This is a genomic window from Arthrobacter sp. TWP1-1 (assembly GCF_049897845.1).
In the GTDB taxonomy this organism is placed as follows: Bacteria; Actinomycetota; Actinomycetes; order Actinomycetales; family Micrococcaceae; genus Specibacter.
In genome coordinates this window covers 39,922-62,719 of record NZ_JAFCXC010000005.1, presented here as the reverse complement: position 1 = coordinate 62,719, position 22,798 = coordinate 39,922, and the positions used below count along the sequence as shown (strand labels likewise).

Sequence of the window (22,798 nt, the reverse complement as noted above, 5' to 3'; positions counted from 1 at the left end):
CCCCTAGGGCCGCAGATCGCCCCAGAGAACCGCAGTGGCCCTACCGTTCGTGATCAATGGTGCTGGCCACCTGGACCTTGAAGGCCTTGCCACGGCCCACAATGTAGCCGCGGCCCGGGATGAATTTGTTGTTGTACACGCGCCCCAACGGCGTGTTCATCAACGTGTCGCCCTCAACATCGCCCGGGTTCATGAGCAAGCCGCGACGCCCGGCCTTGAACAGTCCGGCAAGACTCCACGCGCCGGACCAGGTCGAGGTTTCGGCCTCGCCCACCACAAAGTAGTTGGCCTTGACGGCTGATTTGATCAGCGTGACCAGCTCCATTTCGGCCTCGGAGTCACCAAACTCGGTGACGCCCTCGATGAAGAACGCAACCGGTTCGCTTTCGGCTTCAACCGAATCGATGAAGCGCTGCAATTGTGGTTCCAGCGCCGCAGCGCCCACGATCGATTCATCCCAGACCGGCAGGTTGGCGATGGCCGAGCGCCGCGAGCCGAAGTACACGCGCCGGGTGCCCGGCGTCGACCTTTTCAGGGCCTCGGCCAAGGTCACAAGCGCCGTGGTGCGCCCGGACGACGGCGGTCCCGTGAGCATGAGCGCCCCGCTGGCCTGCAAGCCAGCCGGCTCGAGATTGAAATCGTCAACACCGATGATCACATTGCCAGGAGTTGCCGCCGGCAGCACATCAAGATCCAGCATTTCTGGCAGGGCCTGCACACGCGGGGCCTGCTTGACGCCTTGGCGACGCAGCGATTCGGCGAGGCTGGCAACCTGCCGGGCCTGCAACGCCAGGTTGGAGGTGCCACCGAAAATGGCCAGCTGGACCTCGCCGCCGTCGATCATTCCACGCCCGGGAGGTGACGCCGCGGTCAGGACATCGCGCGGCAGGCCAAGGTTGGAGTAATCGTCGGAGGTGGCAAGGCGCAACACCAAGAGGCGCTGCACGGAGGCCGCCAACGACGCCGGGAGCGACTTCGGGCTATCACCGGCAATGACAATGTGGACACCCATGGGACGGCCATCGGTGGCAATCTGCTGCAGCGTTTCAAACTGCGTCATGCCGGTGCGGAACTCGTAAATCTCCCGGAATGTGGACAGCCCGTCAACCATGATGATGATGCGTGGCTCATCAGGTTTCTTGGCCAGGCGCCGGTATTCGGCGATGCTGCCAGCCTTCACCTGGGCGAAACTTTCGGCACGTTCCTCGATGATGCCGCGGACGTAACGCAGCAGGCGGCCCACACGTTCGGCGTCTTCGGCGTTGATAATGCCGCCGACGTGCGGGAGTACCTCGAGCATCTGCAAACCGTTGGAGGCGGCGTCGATCCCGTAGACCTGGATCGGACCACCACGTGGGGTGATGGCCGCCGCGATGGCGATGGTGCGCAGGGCGGCCGATTTACCCGAGCCGCTCGCGCCGAGGATGGCCATGTTGCCATCTCGATCAGGCTCGAAGAACACGGTGGGCTGGGCCTGGTGCTCGGGGTCATCCATGACGCCCAACAAGAGCTGCTCATCGCTACGCTGGCCGGGCAGCTTGGAGAAATCGTAGATCTCTGAAAGCTCGCTCAGCCACGGCTTCCGTGGCGGCTTCACGCCCAGCTCAACGGCCGCGAGCGACACATTCGCAACAACCTTGGCGATGTCATTCGGACCGGTCGAATCTTCAACGGGGGCCGCCTCAAGTTCCTGCTCCCAGGCGGCGCCGGCCCCAAAGTCCATTTCCACAATGTCAATGCGGGGGCGCTGCGGGGTGCGGTTGGTCCAACCACCGGCATAGCCGGTCTGGAAACCCTGAATGCGCCCCGGACCGGTCTTTGCGGCCCCTCGCCCGGGAATGGACGGGCTGAAGTATGCGGCTGTGGGTTCGCCGAGGATGTCCATGGAATCGTCCACATCCGCCATGCGCAAGGCGATGCGCATGTTGGTGTTGGCGCGCAGGCTGTCCTTGATCACACCGGAGGGTCGCTGCGTGGCAAGGATCAGGTGCAGGCCCAGCGAACGGCCACGGGCGGCAACGTCCACCACGCCGTCGACGAATTCCGGAACTTCCTTGGCCAGGGCGGCAAATTCGTCCACCACAATGATCAACGACGGCGGCGTCTCCGGATCCGCTTCGCGCTCCATGGCGAGCAGATCCTTGGCCTTCTTGCGGTTGAGCAGGTGTTCGCGGTAGTGCAGCTCCGCACGCAGGGACGTCAAGGCCCGGCGCACCAGGTGAGGTGACAGGTCTGTCACCAAGCCAACGGTGTGTGGCAGTTCCAGGCAGTCGGCAAACGCGGCCCCACCCTTGTAGTCAACGAACAAGAAGGAGACCCGGTCGGGGCTGTACGCCGCCGCCATGCCCAGAACCCAGGCCTGAAGGAACTCAGACTTTCCGGCACCGGTGGTGCCACCCACGAGCGCGTGCGGGCCCTCGGTTTTCAGGTCAAGGTACATGGGCTCAACGCCCTTGGACCCCACGAGTGCGCGCAGGGAACCCTGATGTTTCCGGTTCTTCACGGCACGCGATGCCACTGAGTTGTTTTCCAACCAGCGGTCGGCAATGCCCGAGGTGCTCTCCACCAAGTCATGGCCGGCGAGGGCAACATAGGAAACCGCACGGGGCAGGTCGGAATCGTCGTCGATTGGTTTTCCGGCGTCCACCACAGGAGCCATCATGCGCGCCAGCGCTGAGGCGAGCTCAAGGGTGATGCTTTCACAGCTCACCGGGTAGGTCAGCTGACCCAGCCGGACCTGGCCGGTGGTGGCGGTCTCGGCAACGTGGACGAAGTCGCGGCAGGAGGCCGGCAATGCTTCGACGGAACTGGCCACCCACAAGACGTGAACGCCAACGTCGGCACCGTATTCGGTCAGGCGGGTCAAGCGGGCACGGTCGACCTTGACATCGTCCTCGATGATGACCAGCAGCGCGGGCATGACGGGCTCGGGAATCTCGGATTTGGCCGGGTCAATGGCGCCACGATGGGCCGCACTGTGAGCAGCCAAGGAGGCCCCGCGATTGATCAGCAGTTCCTCCAGGGCAGCCAGCAGCACGCCCGCGGCACCATGGCCGGAAGCCAGATGCTCGCCCGTCAGTGGTGAATGCACCGAGCCAACGTGCGGGAGCCACTGCAGCCATTCCCAGCGATCCTTGGATTCGGCCGATGTCATGGCGGCCACGGCAAGTTCAGCCGGCGAGTGCAGACCCACCGCCTGCAACACCAACGCCCGGGCTACGTCGTCGACCACACCGCGCGGGCCCGCAACACCAAGGGCACCGCTTGTACGGAATTGGGCAACAACGGGCACCGCGTCGATGTCTTCAAACTCGGTTTTGATGTCCTGGATCTCTGCCATGTATTCGGGCAGGGTGTTGTTCTCCCCCGGCACCTTGATGGGCGTCCGTGAGGGCTGGCGGCCAACGCCCAGGCGAAGGGAGAGGAAGTTCTTGTGCTCGGGCCGGTGCGTCCACATCAAAGGACCCAGCTTGTAAATGGCGTCAACGGTTTCCGCCGTCGAGGGACTTTCGGCCAGGCGCACGGCCCGCTCAATCTGTTGCCGCACGGTCATCTGCCGGCGAAATTCGACGACGGCGCCACGGAACTGCTCGATGGAGTCCTTCAGTTCACGCTTGGCGTTTGATTTTTGATCGAAGTAGCCACCGAGCATCATGATGGGCATCATCGCCATGAAAACGAGGCTGAACAGGTTCCTTGTCACGGCGTACATGACCCCGCCCATCAGCACCGGCGCCATCAACATGATGATCGGGAAACGGTCACGCTTGGGCCGCTGGGGCCCGCTGGGAATGGTCTGTTCCTCAACCTTGAAATGCGGCACAACGCGTGGGGAACGATTGAACTCCACGAGTGGACTGCTGGGGCCCGACTGTGCGCCGCGGCCAAGGCTCACCACCGAAATGGTGGTCTCACCCAGCGTCACCTCGTCATAGGAGCCCAAAACTACTTTCGAGACCTGAGTGCCCTCCATCATGAGCCCGTTGGCGGAACCGGTATCGGAGATCTCGATGGTTTCACCCACCGTAATGCGGGCATGGCGCTTTGAGGTCATCGGGTCGCTGAGGCGCACGTCCGCATCCAGGGCGCGGCCCAGGTAACTGGTACCGACAGGCAGCGAAAATTCGGCACCCTTGTCCGGGCCTGCCGTGACGCGCAGTGTTGCTGCAGCCGGACCGCGATCACGATTGGGAACTGCAAAGCTGTCGCTGACTTGTGTCAGGGACACCGTGGCGCCGGGCCGCAACCCCGATTCCATCAGGTTGCCCTCGGGCGGCAGAGTGCGTCCGCGAACACCGCCCACCATGGATTCCTCCACCAAGAGTGAGAGGTTGTTCGGTGCCTGCGCACCCTTGCGGGAGGGATCGCTCAAGTACAGCTCGGTGGCGATGTCACCCACGGAGGCCAAACCGTCAACCGTGACGGCGAGGTTCTTGTCCTCCTGCGGTTCACGCTTGAGCGTCAGCCTGATCCTCATTCAACATCCGTTCCGCGTTCGGTTTCCAACAGTGGTAAATCGTCTGGGGTCACCAGGTGGGAGGTGACGGAATGCTCCACCAAGCGTGCGCGCCGATTCGTAGCCAGCTTTCCGCCGCCGCCACGCAAGCCAACAACGCCCACCCGGTCCAATTTGTCGCACACGTTATCCAGCTTTCGGTTGAAGCGGGTCAGCGCCCAGCCCAGCCGTTTGGCGGCTTGGGCAGAGGACGGGATTGAGCTGAAGCCCGTCCCACCGCGCCGCAGCATCGGTTCGGCCAAGGCAACAATCAATGCCTTCTGAGATGCTGTAAACACCACAGGTCCAATGGTGGTTGACCCGGCAGAGTCTTCCTCGCGGCTTTGGGACGTGAATGACGGCGAATCCAGGTGAACCGAGAATTCGTATGTTGTGGGGCCGGCGGTGAAGACCACGTTTGTTTGGCTAAAGACCAGTGGAATCCGGGCACCCGGTGCCATCCAGGCTTGCATGCCACCTGCGGCGTCGGCGATCGTGGCCGACAGCATGGTGCCTGCATTGGTCAGCCACCAAATCCCGTCATACTTGCTGACCTCAAGGAACTTCCGGTGCAGATAGGGATTGTCATCAACTTCGATGTCACCTTCACGGCCGATACTAAAGATGCCCTCTGGCGAAGGTTGGTACCATTCCCCACAAAAATCAATGGTCAGTTCAGCCATAACGGCAGCCCCCTCGTTTGCTTAGCGTTCGTGATGGATCCTAGGAGCACTTCTTGGCCTCCGACGACGTCTGGCCGTTCTTGCGCACCAGCATCACAGAGATGCAGGACTGGTCATTTGAACCGTTGACCACAAAAACCTTGGTGTCCGTGGTCGGTTTGAATTCACCGGAATCCACGGCGCTGACGGCGGCCCACAAATACTTGTCGCCCTCGGCTGGATCGGGATTTTTCCATGTCCACTCCGAACCGCCGTTCTTGGGTGTTGCCACCAAATCCGTGACAGACGGAACTTCGGCGCCAATGACCAGCGCCGTGGGCGGCGCGGTTGAACCCTGCGCCAACGGATCAGCCTGCTCCGGTGCGCCCACGTTGATGAAGACAATGATTCCAACCACGACGGCGGCCACCAGTACCAGCCCCGAGGTCAGTCCCAGCCACAGCCGCCGCTTCCCAGCCGGTGGCTGCTGTGTCTGTGTCTGGGCCTGTGTTTGTGGATGTTCTGTTTGCAGCTCCGAGCGCTGGATGGTGGAGTCCAGAACAAAGTCGTTTGGCTGCCCCTGACCTTCCAAGTGGGGCCGGGAGTCAGCCCACTCGGTGGGTGAGACGACATTCGAAAAGCCCCTCCCGCCGGCATTCTTGCGAACGGTGGGGCCACCGACCGTGTCGCTGGAGCCCCCGGCAGTTGGGTTCAGGCCTGCTGTTCCCGGCGCCTGCGAGGGCTGCGTCTGGGCGTTACGGTTCAGGCCTGTGGTGGATCCGGTGACACCGGGCACGGTGTTGATTTGCGGTGCACCCGTAAAGGATGCGCCGGATCCGCGGTTCTCGCGATTGAGCCGCGATGGGAAGGTGGGGTTGGAGGTGCTCGCATCGGGGTCGATCGAGACAATGCTGCGAACCCGGGTGGCCTCTTCGTGTTCTTCCGGCCGTGAATCGGGCGCGGCAATTTCTTCCTGCACCTCAAAGGGGGTGACGGAAAGGTTCATGTCCGCCTGCACGCGCATGAGCGCGCGGGCAAAGTCCTTGGCGGATCGGTACCGGGAGTTCGGTGATTTGGCCATGGCCGTGGCCAACACCATTTCAAAGGCCTCAGGGACGTCCGCCCTACCCAGTCGGGGCACCGGGGCCGAGGCAATACGGTCCATCAATAGGCGTTGGGAATTGTCCGCGCCCGGAATCACGAAAGGCGAATGCCCGGCCAGCAAGGTGTAGATGGTGGCGCCCAGGGCCCAGATGTCTACCTTGACCCCGTCGGTTGCCCCGGCGCCAAAGGACTCCGGCGGCGACCAGGGAATGGACATGCCGCCGCCGTCGGACTGGGCCGATTCGACCGTGCCGGAGATGCCAAAATCGGTCAGCGCGGGCCGGTTGTAATCGGTGACAAGCACGTTTGCCGGTTTGATGTCACGGTGGGCTATGCCTGCCCGGTGAGCAGTTTCGACGGCGGAGGCAACCTGAATGCCAATTTCCAACGCCTTGTCAGTGCTGAAACGGCCTTGCCTATATTGCATATCAAGGCTTGGCCGCGAGCAATACTCCATGGCCAGATAGGAGTGGCCGGAGTCGGTAATCTCGGCCTCAAAAATCGTGACGATATAAGGGTGCGCCGAGAGCTGGGCCATCAAGTTGGCCTCGGACTCAAAGCTGGCGCGCGCACCTTCGGTCCGCAGATCCGCGGTGAGTACCTTTATGGCTACTTTTCGGCGAGGCCGGTCCTGCTCGTAGAGGTAAACATCAGAGAATCCACCTGAACCCAGGACCGAGAGGAATCGGTAGCCAGGCAGGGTGGGCGGGGCCCCCGGGGCGCGCCTGCTACTCACAACAAGCCGTCAAAGAGCAACGAAACACCGTCACCCAACTCGGCGATGTCACCATTGAGCAGGATCGCTTCCTCGCCCTGGCTCAGACGGCGCGGCGACTGGCCCTCGCGGACCAGGACCGTGCCGTTGGTTGCCTTGAGATCCACCAGTAGGACCTCCCAACCATCCAAGCGAACCTCAACGTGCGATCGTGAAATATCACCGTTTCCGCTCTTGACCTGGACGAGCCGGGGCATGGCACCGCCCATGACCCTGGACACCGACGGCTGGCGCCCGATGATCAGCGAGTGGTCAAGTTCAACAACTTCACCCGTGGAAATGTGCATGGTACCCAGGCGCGGGCGGCCCACCTCGCGCGGTTCGGAGTTGATGGACGAACCGCAGTTGGAGCACTGCGAGCGGCTGGGCGGATTGGCATGGCCGTTGGGGCACATGCGTGCCAGAACCATCGGGCCGGTTGGTGGCCGTGATTCCAGCTGCGCAGCCGGCTCCGATTCGTTGTTCAGTTCAGTGATGAAGTCACCGCGCATGACGGTGTGCCCGTCGTGGTCAGGATCGTAGGACTCCCCCGGCCCGGCCAGGCCAAGGTCCGGGCCTGAGGCCGGACCTGCAACAGCAACGGCTGAACTTTCGGCTACCGCTGAACCACCGAACTCGGCGGCCCTGGCGGCTGGTTTTCCCCACGGCACGGAATCGATCATGATTCCTTCGGGCCCTGTGGCGGGAACTGGTGCATCAGCTTCACCGGCAGTCTCAGCATTTTCCGCTAAAGCTGATTCGGCACTGCTGCCGGCGACGGGCGGCAGCGCCGGCATGGGAGGCACCGCGTGTTCGGCGGTCTCCTGCGGAATGGGCTGGCCGTCTTCATCAAGTCGGACGGCCGCGGCCTCTACGCTCTGGGCCATGGTTGTTGCGCCGAAGAGGTAGTCGTAATTTACTGTAAATCCGTCATCAACGGCTTCCACGGCCGCAGTTGCTGAGTCCGCCTCGGCTGCTCCGTCTGTCTCGGCTGCTGCCGGGGATTTATCCGAACCGTCTGAAACGTCATCCACAGCTGTCTCCGAAGCCACCTCCGGCTCGTCGGCATGGTCGGACTCGTCGGCACGGTCAGGAATGATGGTCCGGCTCAGATCAGCCGGGTCAATGTCCTCCGCGGAGGCGACGTCGTCCGTGCCGTCTTCATAGTCCGTACTGTCTTCAAAATCCGCGCCGTTGATGAACTTCTCCAAAGCATCCGGTGCATCTAAGGGCACCAGCTGGGCATTCCATTCGGCGTCTGCGGCCTCGGCTGCCTTGGCAAAACTTGCCAGGGTTTCCTCGTCATACTCCGGCTCAAGGGCAATCTCGTCGGCTGCGTCGTCTGCCTCGTCGTCAGGCGCTGCGTCAGCCGTCGCGTCATCACCTGCGTCATCGGCTGCACCTTCAGGCACAGTGGCTTCAGGCACTTCATCAGCCACAAAATCGCTCGGCCCAAAATCGTCATTCGGGTCAGCCTCAGGCTCGAAGGCGGGCACCGATGGATGGACCGCAGCCAGGGCCGGGCCCTGCGTCACGATGGACAGCGATTGCAGCCGAACCACGCCCTCGGCCAACGGCAAGCTCAGTGAGTCTGCAGGGAGGCCGGTCTCATCCAGCGTCAGTTCGATCGAGTCGGCCAGGGGCAGCGATCGTTCGCTCCAGGTGGTGACATCGCGCCCGGAAACCGTCTCGGTGCCGTGCGCGGTGTGCGCAAGCAAGGTCATATTGCCGCGCAGGATGGCGTGAAGGCGGTCGCTCTGGACCACGATCGCGAAGTGGGGCATGCCGGTGATGCCGGTGCCAAACTTTTCGGTCACTTCATTGAGCACGCCATGGATGGTGGGCTCTTGGCCCAGGTAGTCCCACAGCTCCCCCACTAGTGCCGGGTCAGTTTGGCCTTCAAGGACAATAACCGATCCCGACCGTACAATTCCAAGCCAGGAACCGGTGCTGTACGTGGTGCTAACCATGATTCTCCTCGTGCGAGAGTGTTGCGGCAGGCACTTGCTCTGCGTCTAATGGGAATGCGTCTGATGGGGCTTCATCTGTTGGTGCTGTATCTATGGCGGCTGCGGCTTTTGGGGCCAGCACAGAATCCGGAATGGATTCCAGTACCTCGTCGTCGGCGATGTCAGGGGCTGTCGACGGCGGGGTTTCCTCCGCTAGGGGCATCCGGGGCAGTGTGTCGTCCGCGCCGGTAATCTCCGGGAACTGGGCTGTCTCGGGATTGTTCAGTGTTACTTCGCCGGCAGTTCCGTTGATGTTGCTCGCATCGACCACCACCACCGTGATGTTGTCGCGTCCGCCCGAACGCAGCGCGGACTGAATGAGCGAATCAACCGCGTCTTGTGGGTGGCGCAGAGTACTCAACGCCCGGTGGATCTGATCATCACTGAGCTCGCCGGAGAGCCCATCCGAGCACACCATAATGCGGTCGCCCTCTTCCACGGGCATAAGCCAAAAGTCCGCCTCGGTGTCTGAACCGGTACCTAGCGCCCGGGTCACGACGTGGCGGCGCGGATGAATCAGGGCCTCCGCAGGGGTGATGATTCCGCCGTCGACCAGTTCCTGAACCTCCGAATGGTCCACGCTGACCTGGGCAAAGTTCCCTTGGCTCAGCCGGTAAGTGCGCGAATCGCCCACGTTGAAGACCAGCCAGTAGGGCACGCCACGTTCCTCGACGAGCACGGTTCCGCTGACGGTGGTGCCGGCCCGTGCATTCGTCAGTTCACGAATGCGGGCATCGGCCTGACGAAGGGCCTGCTGCAAGTCCGACGCCGTTGCCTCCCGGGATCCGGCTGTCAGGATGCGCTGCTGGCTCAGGGTCTGGATGCACTCACGGCTGGCGACTTCGCCGGCCTCGTGCCCGCCCATGCCGTCCGCCACGGCAAACATCGGGTCTGCGGCTAGGAAGGAATCCTCGTTCAGTTCACGGCGCAGGCCACGGTCGGTGCCAAAGCCGAAGCTAAGCCTTACCCCCGAGGCTGCGCTCGTGGCGCCTTCCACCGAACTCACGCGCGTCCCACCACGAAGTAGCGGTCACCAAAGTGAACGGTAGAGCCAAGCTCAGCCAGTGCGGGCTTGCCGCCGGGCAAGGGATCCATGTTTCCGGCAGAGTGCGTAATGCCGCTGCCGTTGGTGGAGTTCCGATCCGTCACCCACAACCCTTCCCCGCTGACACGAAGGTGCAGGTGCGTTTTTGACACGGACCTGCTGGAGTCTTGAATTGAGATGAGCCGCGAAATCATTTCTCCATCGTATCCGGCGGGATTGCGCCCGATCAGCGCTAGTCCGCTGACGTCTTCTGTGCGGCCATCGTCAAAGGTTAACCGCAGGGCCTGATTCTGAGTCAGGGGGCGAACTCGGGTTTCCCCCGCATCTTCATCTGGTGCAACTGCGGCTGCGGCAACGTTTGGCTGGGCGGTTGCCGGGGACGCAAAGTTGGGGCGGGCGCTGCCGGGCGCACCGGGCACCGAGGTGATGGGCCCCTGGTCAACGGGAATCTGTGGCTTCGGGGTCGACGGCGGCGCGAACGGATTGGCCTGCTGCACCGGCGGGATCTGAGCCGACGCCGGCGGGTTCTGGAATGCTGGCTGGTTCTGGCTCGGCGCGGCCTGGTTGTGGAACTGTATGGCTGGCGGCGCGAATTGACCTGGCTGGGCGGCACCGTTCACGGGGCGGGCCGGCGGCGAGGCAAGCGGCGAGGCCATGGGTGAAGCTACCTGCGAAATGGTCGGCACATTCGCCGGGACAAAGTCGGCCCGTTCGGCGATTCCACCGGTTTCCAGTGGGTTCCTGCCCGTTTTAACATTGAAGACCAAGGTGTGGGCCACCTTGTCGTGCCAGCCCTGCTTCTTGCCGTTTGCATCCCAGGTATTGGAAATCAGCACGAGGATTGGGCCAATCGTGGGGACAATGCTGCTGACGCCCACAATCAGGTGACGCAGGAAGATGGCCAACAACCCTGCCGGCAGACCCTCCATATTCGTGGTTCGCAGTCCCAGCATGATGTTGCCGGGGGTCTTGCCGGATTTCGCTTCCCACAGCCATAGCCATATGAAGTAGCCAAGGGAAAGCACGCTGGCGATGGACGTGGCGACCAGCAGCCAGGTCAGGTTCAACTGCGCGAACTCCCCCACCTGGGTCACCTTGACGTTGAGGGAGCCAATCAAGCTGGCGATGCCGATCAAAATGCTCGGAAGGATACCGTCAACGATCTTGGCAACGAGGCGCCGTCCGGCGCCGCCCGGGACGAGTGCTGTTGCCGCTGCGATCCGTGGATCAACACCAACTTGCACGGGCGCAACCAAGGGGCCGTTGGCGGAGGCGCCCACAGCAATGATCCCTGGAACTGTGTGCGCCTCGGGCCCACCGACGGACACGGATGTAGGCGCCGGGGAGGCGGCCCGGTTGGCCACCGCGGTCCCGCACAATGTGCAGAAAGCCGCGCCGGGTGCGAGTGCAGCCCCGCAGTTCCGGCAAGGTTCCGCCGCTTTTTGCCCCATGTGTTCAGTACCCTTCTTAGGATTTCTTCATCAACTTGGCCCAGAGGGAGCGTTTTACTTCCCCGTCCTGACCGTTTTCGTCAGTGCTATTCACTGCACTGTTATTAACTGCACTGCTATTAATCGCTATGCCTTTGGATGCCAGGCGCTGGGCCTGATCGTTGGCCCGAAGACTGCGCTCGAGTTGCTTGTCCCTTGCGCGGGCCTTCGCGTCCGCTAGCAACGACCTCGGGGAGAACTTTGCCCGTTGCCGCTTCCAGAATCCTACCGACCCGATCATGCCGTTGACGGAATGATCCACGTTTTCCCAGTACATGGCGACGTCGTCTTCGCTGGGCTGGCCCGGACCAAAGATGGCAGCGTCGGCCCGTTCGGCCAGCAAAGCCGTGGTGCCTTGGCTTTCAGGGAAGGCGGTGATGAGTGAAACGGCGGTCTCCCGTCGCGTCCCACTTCCGTCGATCGGGGCACCGAGGTCCGTGGCCGTGCTGATCACTTCTGACCAGCCGCCGCCCACTCTGTCGGTGGGTAGGCCATCGCCAAGGCGACGTTTCCGGCGTCGGGACTTCAGCAGGACAATGAGCAACAGTGGCAGCGCAATGATCAGGATCGGGATTGCAGCCACGCCCACGATCATCAGGATCGTGCCAAGGATGCCCGCCTGCTGGTTCTTTTTGCCGTCCGTGTCCAGCGCGTCAGGTGCACTGTCAGGGGGCAGATCGGCAGGTTCCTGCGGCGGGGGCGGCGGCTGGAGCACCTGCGGTTTGGGCTTGGACGCGTTTTGCGGCTCGGGCGGATTGGGCACGTGGTCCTTGTCCGGCGTCGGGTTGAACGGCACCCAGCCAAGGCCGGCAAAGTTCACCTCAACCCAGGCGTGCACGTCAGATCCCTTGAGCTGGACAGTCTCCGCACCGTTGTTGGGGTCCTTCTCATCCAGGTAGAAGCCCATCACCACGCGTGCAGGAATGCCGAGGTTGCGGGCCATCATGACCATGGCCGTGGCGTATTGCTCGTCGTCGCCAACCATTTCCTTGCCGCTGAGCAGCTTGGTGATACGCGCGGCACTGTGCCCGGAGGTGGACTGCACCTGCCCTTCCAGACCGTTGCTAAACTTACCTTCGCGCTGCAATGCACCTTCTAGCGCCTGCACTTTTTTGAGTGGGGTGTCGGCCTCCCCCACGATGTCATTGGCCTTGGTGCCCACCACCGGAGGGACATTTTCCAGCTTCGGCAGCCGGACTGAGCCAAATTCGGAGCCAGCCAATTTGTTCCCATCGACGCTGGGGAACTGAACATCCAAGGAGTAGCTATCGCCCTTTTGGACGCCCGAGAGGTTCAGCGCCGTGCCGGATTCCTTGTTCAGGTACAGGGTTGGCGTCTCGCCTTGGGCGCTTTGGTAGTTCAGGCTTTGCGCAACGGTGGCGCTGGGAATCCAGACCCCGTCATAACCGTCCATGACAAGTTCGACGGCGGTCCCGGTGCCGTCCGCGTTTTGGTTCAGCGACTTGGGGTCGCCAATCGGGGCAAAGGATGCAGAACTGTTGGGATCAACGTTGAACACGACGCCGTCATAGTTATCCATGGCGGCCACGCGGATGCGGCCATTCTTCGGCAGTCCCTCAACATCAAAGAGGACCGTGTCCTTTTGATTCTTGACGTAGTCGCGGAACTTGGTCAGGGGCGACGGGAGATTGTGCAAATCTGGCGGCGGGATCACGGTGTCACGCAGAACGTCGCGGCTGGCACTCGTTGTCAGGGCAGGAGCTGCTGCCATGGTCACGGCGCCGGCCACGAGGATGACTCCGGCAGCCATGCCGATCCGGCGTAGGAGCGAGGTCCGGGCTGCCGCATGGTCCTGCACGGGCTGATTGGCCGAGATGGACCCGGCGGTTTCGCGCCGGCGCATTTCGTGGCGGTACGCGAACCATGCGACGGCACCGACGGTCAGCAGCGAGCCGCGGAGCACTGGAATGAAGACCTCGGCCGTGCCAAAGAGAATGGCCGTGATGAACAAAACCACCACGGGCAGCATGGCCCACAGGGCATTACGGAGACGCCACGCCAGGGTCCCCGCCACCACTGCAGCCACGAAGGCCGAAAGGTAGGGAACCACCATGACCTCGACGCTGGTCCCTACGGGTGCGGCGAGCGTCAGCAGCTGTTTCCAGGAGAGCATGATGCCCAGAAGCAATCCGCGCAGAGAGGCAAAGCTGGGGATGAATCCCAAGATTGCTTCGTGGGAAGCGGCCAAGGCACTGCCAAAGAACATGTAAACAGCAAAGGCCAAGCCCACCATGGTGATCAGGCCAAGGCGCCAATGCGCGCCGATGGCGGCCACGCCCAAGCCCAGAACGATCGCACCAAAGCCTGCAAGCAGATAACGCGGATCATGGCCAAACGTTGGACCAAATCCCAGCACGGCAATGCCGAGCAGGACTGCCAGAACGCCGCCGTCGAGCAGGAAATGCCACCAGGCACGTCCGCCGACAAAGAAGGAAGCACCACGGGCTACAGGACCGCGGGCTACAGGACCACGAGACTGACGCGGTTGTGATTGGCTCGACTGTGCCTGGCCACCCCTGGCCCGATTCTGGCGGCGCGTCCCGGCAGCCTCTGGGACTGCCGATTCTGGGACGGCAGCTGCCGCTCTTCTACGCGTGCTCATGCAACGGCCTTTCGCAGGACAACGGCCAGGTCATTGAGATCGCCTAGGGTGAGGACGGTGAGATCGGCGATATTCGCGCGGGCCGCTTGGGCCCCGGTAAAGCATCGGATGGCGAAGGCGCGAACACCCGGCGGCACCGAGGCAGCGGCGCTACGCAGCTGGGCGGGCGTCACTTTCGAGCCCACCACAAAGAACACCACGGAGGCGTTAGGTACGGCGTCAGACAGTGTGCGAGCCAGATCGACCGAGGTGCCACGTCGGGTATGGCCGGCCAACCGGGTCATGTCGTCCAGGAGGTTTCTCCCCGTTTCGCAGCGAATGGGTCCGCGTTGGGTGATAACGCTCAACTCGCGATTTTCCTTGATGGCCTGGCGCCCCAGCGATGCCGTGGCCGAGATGGCCAACTCGAAATCGTCGTCGTGCTCGTATTCATCGGTATTTACAGAGAGGGCAACGGCCATGTGGGAACGGCGGGTTTCCTCAAACTGGCGAACCATCAACTTGCCGGTGCGGGCCGTGGTTTTCCAGTGGATGTGGCGGCGGTCATCGCCCGGGACATAGTCACGCAACGCGTGGAAGGCGATGTCGGAACTGGTGAGGTCCTTGGTGGTCAGGCCCTCAAGGTCCTTCAGGAATCCGGCAGCGGGCCCGTCGATCGCGGTGGTGCGCGGGTGCACGTACAGATCAGTGGGCTCGGTCCACAACACTTGGCGGCGCAGCAACTGCAACGGATCGGCCCGCACAGAACGCACGGGACCAACGGTGATGACGGCGCGGCGGGTGGTGGGGATGGTGAACAGGTCCTCGTGCACCTGCTCGGGCTTCATCCGTGGCAGGTGGAAGAGCGCGGTCGCCTGCCCCACGGGTAGTTCCAGTGCAGCGGGAAGCACAGTGCGCGGGGACGTATTGGTGACAGCGATGCTGCCAATAGCGTTGTCTCCGACGGCCACCCGGGTGCGGGCCAGATCCAGCGTGACACCGTACATCGATTTGCCGACGATGAAGGCGATGGCAATCAGCAGTAGGAGCACCGCAAACAGGGAAGCAACTTTCGCCTCCTGCCAGCCGAAGCTCGCGCCGAGAATCCATAAACCCACGGCTGCACAGATCACAACAACGCCCAGAGTGCTGATGGATGCCAGGACGGGAACTGCGTAGCGCTTCCAAAGCTGTGTGGCCTTGGACCACCACGGACCAAGATAAATGGTGGCGACCTTGCCCGCCTCACGCCACAGTGATGTGGGGTGTAGGCGGGTGGGTGCTCCGTCGCGGTGGAAAGGCCGGGCCAGGACTGCGCCAACCTTGCCTGCTCTGGATTTCATGCTCATCTTTAACCTTTAACCGAATGTTCTGTAGCTGCGTGGGCTCTGTAGCTGCGGGTGCCGGTACTAGGCGGTTGCGCGTTGCTGCGGCGCGCTGACTTCGGCCAAGACGCGGGCCAGGACGACCTCGGGGGTTGCGCCAGCAAACTCAGCTTCTGGATCCATGACGAAGCGGTGCGTCCACACGTAGGGTGCCAGTTCCTTAATATCGTCAGGAAGGACGTAGTTGCGTCCCTTGGCAGCAGCCCAAACCTTGGCGATTCGGACCATGGCGATGGCGCCACGGACGGAGACACCCAGACGGGTTTCCGGGGCGTTGCGGGTCTCTTCACAGAGACGTGAAATGTACTCCAGCACGGCCGCATCGGCGTGAGTGGTTGAGGCCAGATCAGCCATTTCTGCGACGGCCTGTGGGGTGATGATGGCCTGCATGTTGGAGGTCCGGTCACGCTGGCTGGAGCCGGACAACAGCTGCACAGTGGAGGCGTGGTCCGGGTAACCAATGGAGGTTTTCACCAGGAAACGGTCAAGCTGGGCTTCGGGAAGGCGGTAGGTACCGGCCTGCTCGATCGGGTTCTGGGTGGCCAGCACCATGAAGGGGCGCCCGGTCTCATAGGTTGTGCCGTCCATGGTGACACGGGATTCTTCCATGACTTCCAGCAGAGCCGACTGGGTCTTGGGCGAGGCACGGTTGATCTCATCCGCAAGGACGATCGTGGCGAAAATGGGTCCCTTGTGGAACTCAAATTCCTGCTTCTTCTGGTCATAGATCATGACGCCGGTGACGTCGGAAGGCAAGAGGTCAGGCGTGAACTGGATGCGCGAATGGGTGCCCTTGACAGTTGCCGAGAGAGCACGCGCCAGCATGGTCTTACCGGTGCCGGGTGCATCCTCGAACAACACATGGCCTTCGGCCAGCATCGCGGCCAGAGTCAGGCTGATGACATGGGACTTGCCCAAGATGGCCTGCCCAACGTTGGCGACCAACTTTTCAAATGTTCCTGCAAACCACGTGGCCTGTTCCGGCGTCATGGACATATGCTTCCTCTTTCAATCTCAATCGTTGGTGCATTGCTTGCAGCAAAACCTGAATTAGTTTATCCACTAGTTGGCGTTATTCGCCATTTATTCCCACACCGCCTTAACAGGGCGGCATGCCACCCGGAGTCCCACCTTTGTTCGTAGTCTCAGCCTTCACATAACCCCACGCAGCATATCCAGGCGTAGTGATGTGATACCACTTATGATCTTCGTCATTCGCTCCCCAGTACTTATAGCAATTCACCTGTACTGGCGTATTCGTGTTGAGCCACTGCGATGAGCAACTGGCCGGATTGCCCGCTCTAAAGTGGTCCCCATTACCAGATGCTTTTTCCAAACAGGTCTGGGTAGGTGTGGCCTCCACGGTCCAGCTTGTTGGCGGCGGGTCGTCGCCGCTCTTGGGTTTCACCGTCCGCACGGGACCGAGGGTCCCCACGGAGTTGACCGATTGAGCTTCAATAGTCACGACCTCGTTGTAGCTGCCCGTGTTGACGTTGGCACTCCCCGCGCTGGTCTTGGATTGCCATGGTCCACCATTGACGCGGACCTCAATACGAACAGAGTCAACGGCGCCGCCAGGCATCGACCAAGAGTAGGAAACGGATTTGTTGCCAGTGCCTCCATCGTTCCCGTTCAACCCGGGAGTCCCCGGTGCACCGTACGGAATAGCGGCATTGGACGGCGCCGAAGCACTGCCCGCTGTCGCAAACGCCGAGGACTTGGCATAGACAGTGACAGTTGTGCTTGCACCATTGCTGGCCGGCACGGTTCCGCCTGGCGTGACCGGGACGTTGGAGCTCCCTGGTGTGACGTTGGCGAAGTAGCTGATCTCGCCCGGGCTGGAGCCGCCCAAGGCGGCATCGCTCAGCGGAGCGAAGTCCACCTGGACCTGCCCACCGGCTGCACCGGTATTGGCCGGTGTGATTCTGACGGTCCCCACGGTGCCCGGCCTGCTCACCGATCTGCGTCCCACCGACGGATCGCTGGGATCCGAGGATGATACTTCCGTGGCAACCACCACGCGGAAGGTGTAGTTTCCGGTGGCGTTGGGCAGGCTCACGGTGGCCGTAGGCGCCGTGGTGGTGGTCGATTTCTGGGCTGCACCGTCAAGGAAGGTGGTCAAGGTGTAGCTCTTGAGCTCGCCGCCATTGAGGTTTGGTTGAGTCCAGTCCACGCGCACCTGATTTTGATTGCCAACCGTATCCACGAGTGTGGTTGTCGGTGCGGCAGGCGTAAACGGCTTGCCCGCTGGCTTCACGGCCTTAAGCGCGTACTCACTCCAATCGGACGGCTTCGGTGACTTGTTAACCGCCTGCACCCTGAAGGTGTACTCCGTTCCATTGATCAGTCCCGGCCACGTGAGCTTATTGCCCCTGACGCTCTTCTGTGGATTCTGTCCTGCCGGAACAGGAGAAATCTGCACATTGAACGACTCCACTGCTGAGTACTCCCCCACGGGCGTCACCCAGCTGACATCCAGCTGGGTATCGCCCCGAACGATGACAGGCGGTGCCGGCTTGTCAGGCTGCTGATCCGGCGTGGCCGAGGCCGAAGCCTTCGAGAAGGCCGATTCCCCCACGGCGTTCTTGGCGCTGACGGTAAAGGTGTACGCCTTGGCGTTATCCAGACCGGTAATCAAACAGGTGTTGGCGGCACATTCCTGCGTGGTGCCGTCGCTCCGCTTGACCGTATAGCCAGTCAGCGGCGAGCCGTTGTCCACGGGAGTGGTCCACTTGAGGAGGACCGCATGGCTTTTGACCTCCTGTACCAGCGGGACCGCGGGCACACCAGGTTTGCCCTTAACATTCAAGGTGATGCGCCCGTCAACGTCTCGGGCGTGGTCACCAGTTTTGTCAGAGACCGTGTAAATGACAACCACGTTTCCGGTGAAGTCCTCCGGGGCCTGAACGTTGACCTTGTCCCCTGAGACGGCAACTTGAGTACCCGGGGCACCGGTCGTCATTTTGGCGTCCACGATCTTCAAGGCAGTGTCAGGGAATGGGTTCACGTCATTGGCCAGGACGGGAACAGTTTCAAGCCGGCCGGCATGAGCCTCGGGAACAGCGTCATCGTTGGCCACAGCCTTGGGCTTCGTGGACGAAGTAATCGTTATGCTCACCTCGGCGCGGACCGGCGGATTATGTCCGTCGTCCACTGAAATGCCCAGTGACTGCGCGGACCCCAGAGCGGCATCCTTGTTCGCCTCAACCGTCAGTGTGCCGCCGTCGAGCTTTGTCTTGAAGCCGGCAGGCGCGTCACCGGTCAGGGCAAACTTCAGCGGATCCTTCTCGGGATCGCTGGCCAGCAGAGCCACGTTGACGGTGCCGGATTCGAGTTGGGCAACAGCGAGGGAGGTGCCCTGCAGCTTCGGCGGAATGTTCTTCGCGGGGGCCGGCGTCACCTGGGTCATGATGGTCAGCGTGGATTTCAGTCCTGCCGGATCGTCGGGCCCGGTGCCGTCGGTCACCTCAAAGGTGATGGAGCCCGGCCCATAGAAATCTTCGTTAGCCGCATAGTTCAGCCCGGTACCGTCGGCCGTGACCGCGCCAACTGTCGGAGCACCGATCATCTTGATCTTGTCGACCTGGGTGATCCGTGGGGTGCGCCCCTCGCGAACCTTGACGTAGTCAAGCAATTTGACGACGGCGGATTCACCGGCTTGGACCTTGATGACCTCGTTATTGGCCAGTACCGGGTACTGGGCATCCAACCCTGGCACCCACACGATCGCCGAGGACGAAAGCTTGTCCTGGTCGGTGACTGTATACGGCACCATCTGCGGCTCCGGCGCCAAGGTGATACGCACCGTACCATCGGAATTCACGGAGGCGTTCGGATTGGGAACAGCCAGTGACACCTTGAGCTGATCGGCTACACCGTCCGGGTCCTCATCGTTTTTCAGCACCGGAACGTTGACGGTGTTCTTGCCCAGGGCCTCTTGTACTGTGACCTCGTCGTCCCGCGCAATGGGCGCCCGCAAAGGGGCATCCGGCGTAACAGTCATGCGAATATTGGCTGTTGCCGTTGCTCCGGAAGGATCGGTGGCGGTGTAGCCCATGGTGGCGATCCCGCTCTCGGCCGGACTCGTCAATAGCACGCGGCCAAGATCCGTCACCGAGGGCTTCATTTCCTCGGGGCCGGTAAAGCCGTCCTTTGCCGCATACAGTTTGTCGCCGTCCGGGTCGGTATCATTGAGCAGCACATCGAGTGCCACCTGACGGCCCGGGCGCATGGAAATGTAGTCATCGGACGCTGCCGGTGGCCGGTTGGTTGAGTCCTCGGGCGCAATCCCGACCTCGACAGTTCCGATGGACTCAGCGCCGAGACGGTCCCTGACCTTGTAGGTAAATTTATCGGTTCCAGAAGAGTTGCCGGCCGCGGTGTAGGCAATGAAGCCGTTGCCAGCTATGGCGGTACCGAGCGTTGGCGGAATATCGACTCCCACCAAGCGCACGGAGTCACCATCGGGGTCGATGCCATCGAGCGGAATCTGAATCTTCGTCTGCCCACCGGCGATGACCCGGCCCTCAACGTTTTTTGGCGCGGGCGGCAGGTTACGCTCCGGATCCGCGGCGATGATGTTGATGGTGACCGAGACCGAATCCGACTGGCCGGAATCATTGGTGACCTTGTAGATGGCCGTCACCGAGCCGGGAACGTCCTTGGCCAAAAAGCGAAGAGAGTCCTGATCAACCCAGAGCTTGCCGGATTCCTCAGCCGGAGCTTGGGAGATCTCGGGGCGCTTAAGTGCGTCGCCATTTGGATCGAAATCATTGGAAAGCACCGGGATCCGTGCCACGTCACCTACCCTGACATTCACCACATCCGGCCGGGCCACGGGTGGTTGCAGCGTTGAAGCTGACGGAATGCGGACGATGGCGATTGACCCCGTCGAGGTGCCCTGGCCGTTTGCGACCGTGTACTCGATGGAGACAGGGCCGCCGGGGTCGCTTATGTCGGTAATTTTCACCACGTTGTGGTCGAGGACCGTCACGGAGACGCCGGCATCTTCTGAGACGGTGACCCCGCGAACCACCAGGACACCGCCGGCAGGATCCGTATCGTTGCCCAGCACATCGACCAGGACGGTCCCGCCCAAGGGCAGTAACGCCATGTCCTTGACCGCAACGGGAGCGAGCTCCTGCTCGGCCGACACCACGTCTATGCGAATCAGCCCCGTGGCGCTTTGCGGGCCGTTGGTGACCTGGTAAGTAAGATACGTGGCGCCCACGGAATCCGAGGTGAAGGTGAACGTGCCGTTGTCGGCGATCGCCGAGATGGCACCCTTGGCTGGCTTGTCCACGCTGGCCAGGCGAAGTTCCCCGCCAAGCGGGTCTTGGTCATTCTTGAGGGGCGCAACGATCGCTTCCTGCCCGACCACCACCCGCAGGTAATCGGCGTTGGCCACCGGGGGGACTCCCCCGGCCGGTTTGACGCTGATCTTGATTATTTTTTCAACGACGGACCGGGTGTCCGAAACCTTAATGGTTACGGTTCGCAAACCGTTGGAGGAACCGTCGTCGGTGTAGCTCAGCTCCCCGTCCGGGGTGAACTTCACCTGGCCGGTTTCCTCACTCGAAACGGCCCCTACGAGGAAGATGCTGTCGCCGTCGGGATCGATCATGTCGGCTAGGACGTTTTGCGTAATGGTCTGCCCCTGGGCCACCACCATGGTGGTGGGACGCATGGAAACGGGCTCGGCGTTTTCGGATTCCGGAACCACGCGCACGCTCACGGCGCCCTGGTCTGTGCCGCCTCGGCCGTCGTCGGCGATATAGCCGAAAGATTCCGTGCCCGGCACAGCATCTGCCGGCACCACCAGTTGCAGTCCGGTTCCGCCGTACACTGTTTGCAGTTTTCCGGCCTTGATTTCCGCGGCGCTGTCCCGCACCGTCAACACATCGCCGTCGGGGTCTGAATCGTTGTAGAGCACCGGCAGCAAGGTGGTGCTGCCTGCCCTGACACCGAATTGATCTGCTTCGGCGATGGGTGGACGGTTGGGCTTGGTCCTGTCCGGCAGGGTGTTGACAACGTTCGGGTCGGAGGAATCCTTATCGGCGTCGTCGGCCTTTTTCTGGTCTACCGTGAGGTCGTCCCAGTTATTGACCAGCATCAGGTTCTGGTTGACCAACCACACGTTGCCACCGGCCATGTCATTGAGCACCACGTTCTCACGGTTCTTTCGAAACACCAGATCCGAAGCTGCCGTCGCCTTGGGGACGCTGACAGGCTTCGAGTCTTTGCCCGAGCAATAAAAGAGGTACTGGTTTGACCCGTTCCACGCAGAGTGCACGCATCCGTCTTGTTGCACCGGCGGAATGGGGCGCCCCAGCGAGCCCGCATCGACGCTCGTGGCCGCGCCACCATCGAGGGGCTGCAGGACCAATTCGTTGCCGGTTTCCAGGGCCACAAAATCGCCCGACTCGCTGCGTTGCTGCAGGCTCGCGCCCTTCGCGTTGGGCAAGGTGACCTTCTTGTTCCCGGGCAGGTACACCGTGCCGGAGTCAGGATCAAGCACAACGGGCTTATCGCCCACAAGGCTCAAAACCAGTTTGCCGGAATTGGGCAAACCGTCAACGGCAGATTCCTTGGCCTCCACAACTTTTCCATCGGCGGAAACCGTCGCCTCGGTGACCACGGCGGTACCGGGGTTGAGCACGAAAATCTGGCTCACGCCGTCGTGCGTCTCAAGGGCGACGGCGGCCTGCACGTTGGTGATTTTCGTCAGGATTGGCTTTGTTGTCTTCTCATCAAACGAGGCAGTACCCGTGGTGGGAACGGCCCACACCTTCCCGGCGGCCGGATCCGTGATGACAGTGATGTCGCTGCCGAGCGAGATGGATTTGCTTCCCCCGAGGGCCGTGTCCTGGGTGAGCGCCATGCTCGGCACGTCAACCTGGTTGAGGAGAGTGCCGGAATCGGCGTCCATAAAGACTGTGCCTTTGTCCTGAAGGACGTCGAAGCCAGGAGTTGTTGCGGTAAAGCCGCCGTCGAGAACCTTGGACGGAACGTTAAGGTGGCCCACCATGTTGATGCTGCGGTTGGTCACCCAGACACTGCCGTCATTGAGGTCAACATCGGCGGTGCTGAACCCGGGGTAAATGATGGCACCGGCCACCACAGCCGCGGCTACAACAACGGAACCCGTAACCCCCAACAGCTTTTTCCCGCGCTGAGACGAACTAACAAGACGTGGCAAAGCCATTTAACACCCCTGGTTTACGGCCCTTTGAAGGGACGCAAACATTCATTT

The 22,798-nt window shown here is 62.0% G+C and carries 10 protein-coding genes and 1 pseudogene; all 11 read right to left on the bottom strand.

The window, feature by feature from the left end; genetic code table 11:
• Positions 1 to 40 precede the first annotated feature (40 nt).
• Positions 41 to 4,477, bottom strand: coding sequence for an FtsK/SpoIIIE domain-containing protein (locus ACP7B9_RS10735; RefSeq protein WP_425863223.1), 4,437 nt, complete (start codon positions 4,475 to 4,477; stop codon positions 41 to 43).
• Positions 4,474 to 5,178 carry a hypothetical protein gene (locus ACP7B9_RS10730; RefSeq protein ID WP_425863221.1) on the bottom strand — a complete coding sequence of 235 codons (705 nt, stop codon included), beginning with the start codon at positions 5,176 to 5,178 and terminating at the stop codon, positions 4,474 to 4,476. The genes ACP7B9_RS10735 and ACP7B9_RS10730 overlap by 4 nt, the downstream gene beginning before the upstream one ends.
• A 40-nt stretch (positions 5,179 to 5,218) precedes the next feature.
• The gene (locus ACP7B9_RS10725; protein WP_425863219.1) at positions 5,219 to 6,997 is read right to left on the bottom strand and encodes a serine/threonine-protein kinase; all 1,779 of its coding nucleotides are present in this window, start codon (positions 6,995 to 6,997) and stop codon (positions 5,219 to 5,221) included.
• Positions 6,994 to 8,985: an FHA domain-containing protein gene (locus ACP7B9_RS10720; RefSeq protein WP_425863217.1), complete on the bottom strand. Its 1,992-nt coding sequence runs from the start codon at positions 8,983 to 8,985 to the stop codon at positions 6,994 to 6,996. Before ACP7B9_RS10720 ends, ACP7B9_RS10725 begins: the two co-directional genes overlap by 4 nt.
• A complete protein-coding gene (locus tag ACP7B9_RS10715; protein ID WP_425863216.1) occupies positions 8,978 to 10,030 on the bottom strand; it encodes a PP2C family protein-serine/threonine phosphatase in 1,053 nt (350 codons plus the stop codon). Before ACP7B9_RS10715 ends, ACP7B9_RS10720 begins: the two co-directional genes overlap by 8 nt.
• Positions 10,027 to 11,397 (bottom strand): RDD family protein, encoded by a 1,371-nt coding sequence (locus tag ACP7B9_RS10710; protein WP_425863554.1) that lies wholly within the window; start codon positions 11,395 to 11,397, stop codon positions 10,027 to 10,029. Before ACP7B9_RS10710 ends, ACP7B9_RS10715 begins: the two co-directional genes overlap by 4 nt.
• Positions 11,398 to 11,436: 39 nt before the next feature.
• A pseudogene (locus tag ACP7B9_RS10705) lies at positions 11,437 to 11,520 on the bottom strand (zinc-ribbon domain-containing protein); the annotation flags it as partial.
• A 16-nt stretch (positions 11,521 to 11,536) separates the two neighbouring features.
• Positions 11,537 to 14,182: a transglutaminaseTgpA domain-containing protein gene (locus ACP7B9_RS10700; protein WP_425863214.1), complete on the bottom strand. Its 2,646-nt coding sequence runs from the start codon at positions 14,180 to 14,182 to the stop codon at positions 11,537 to 11,539.
• Entirely contained in the window at positions 14,179 to 15,504 is a 1,326-nt protein-coding gene (locus ACP7B9_RS10695) for a DUF58 domain-containing protein (RefSeq protein ID WP_425863212.1), read from the bottom strand. Before ACP7B9_RS10695 ends, ACP7B9_RS10700 begins: the two co-directional genes overlap by 4 nt.
• A gap of 66 nt (positions 15,505 to 15,570) precedes the next feature.
• On the bottom strand, positions 15,571 to 16,542 hold the full coding sequence (locus tag ACP7B9_RS10690) for an AAA family ATPase (protein WP_425863210.1): 972 nt from the start codon (positions 16,540 to 16,542) through the stop codon (positions 15,571 to 15,573).
• A 103-nt stretch (positions 16,543 to 16,645) separates the two neighbouring features.
• Entirely contained in the window at positions 16,646 to 22,750 is a 6,105-nt protein-coding gene (locus ACP7B9_RS10685; protein ID WP_425863208.1) for an Ig-like domain-containing protein, read from the bottom strand.
• Positions 22,751 to 22,798: the final 48 nt, after the last annotated feature.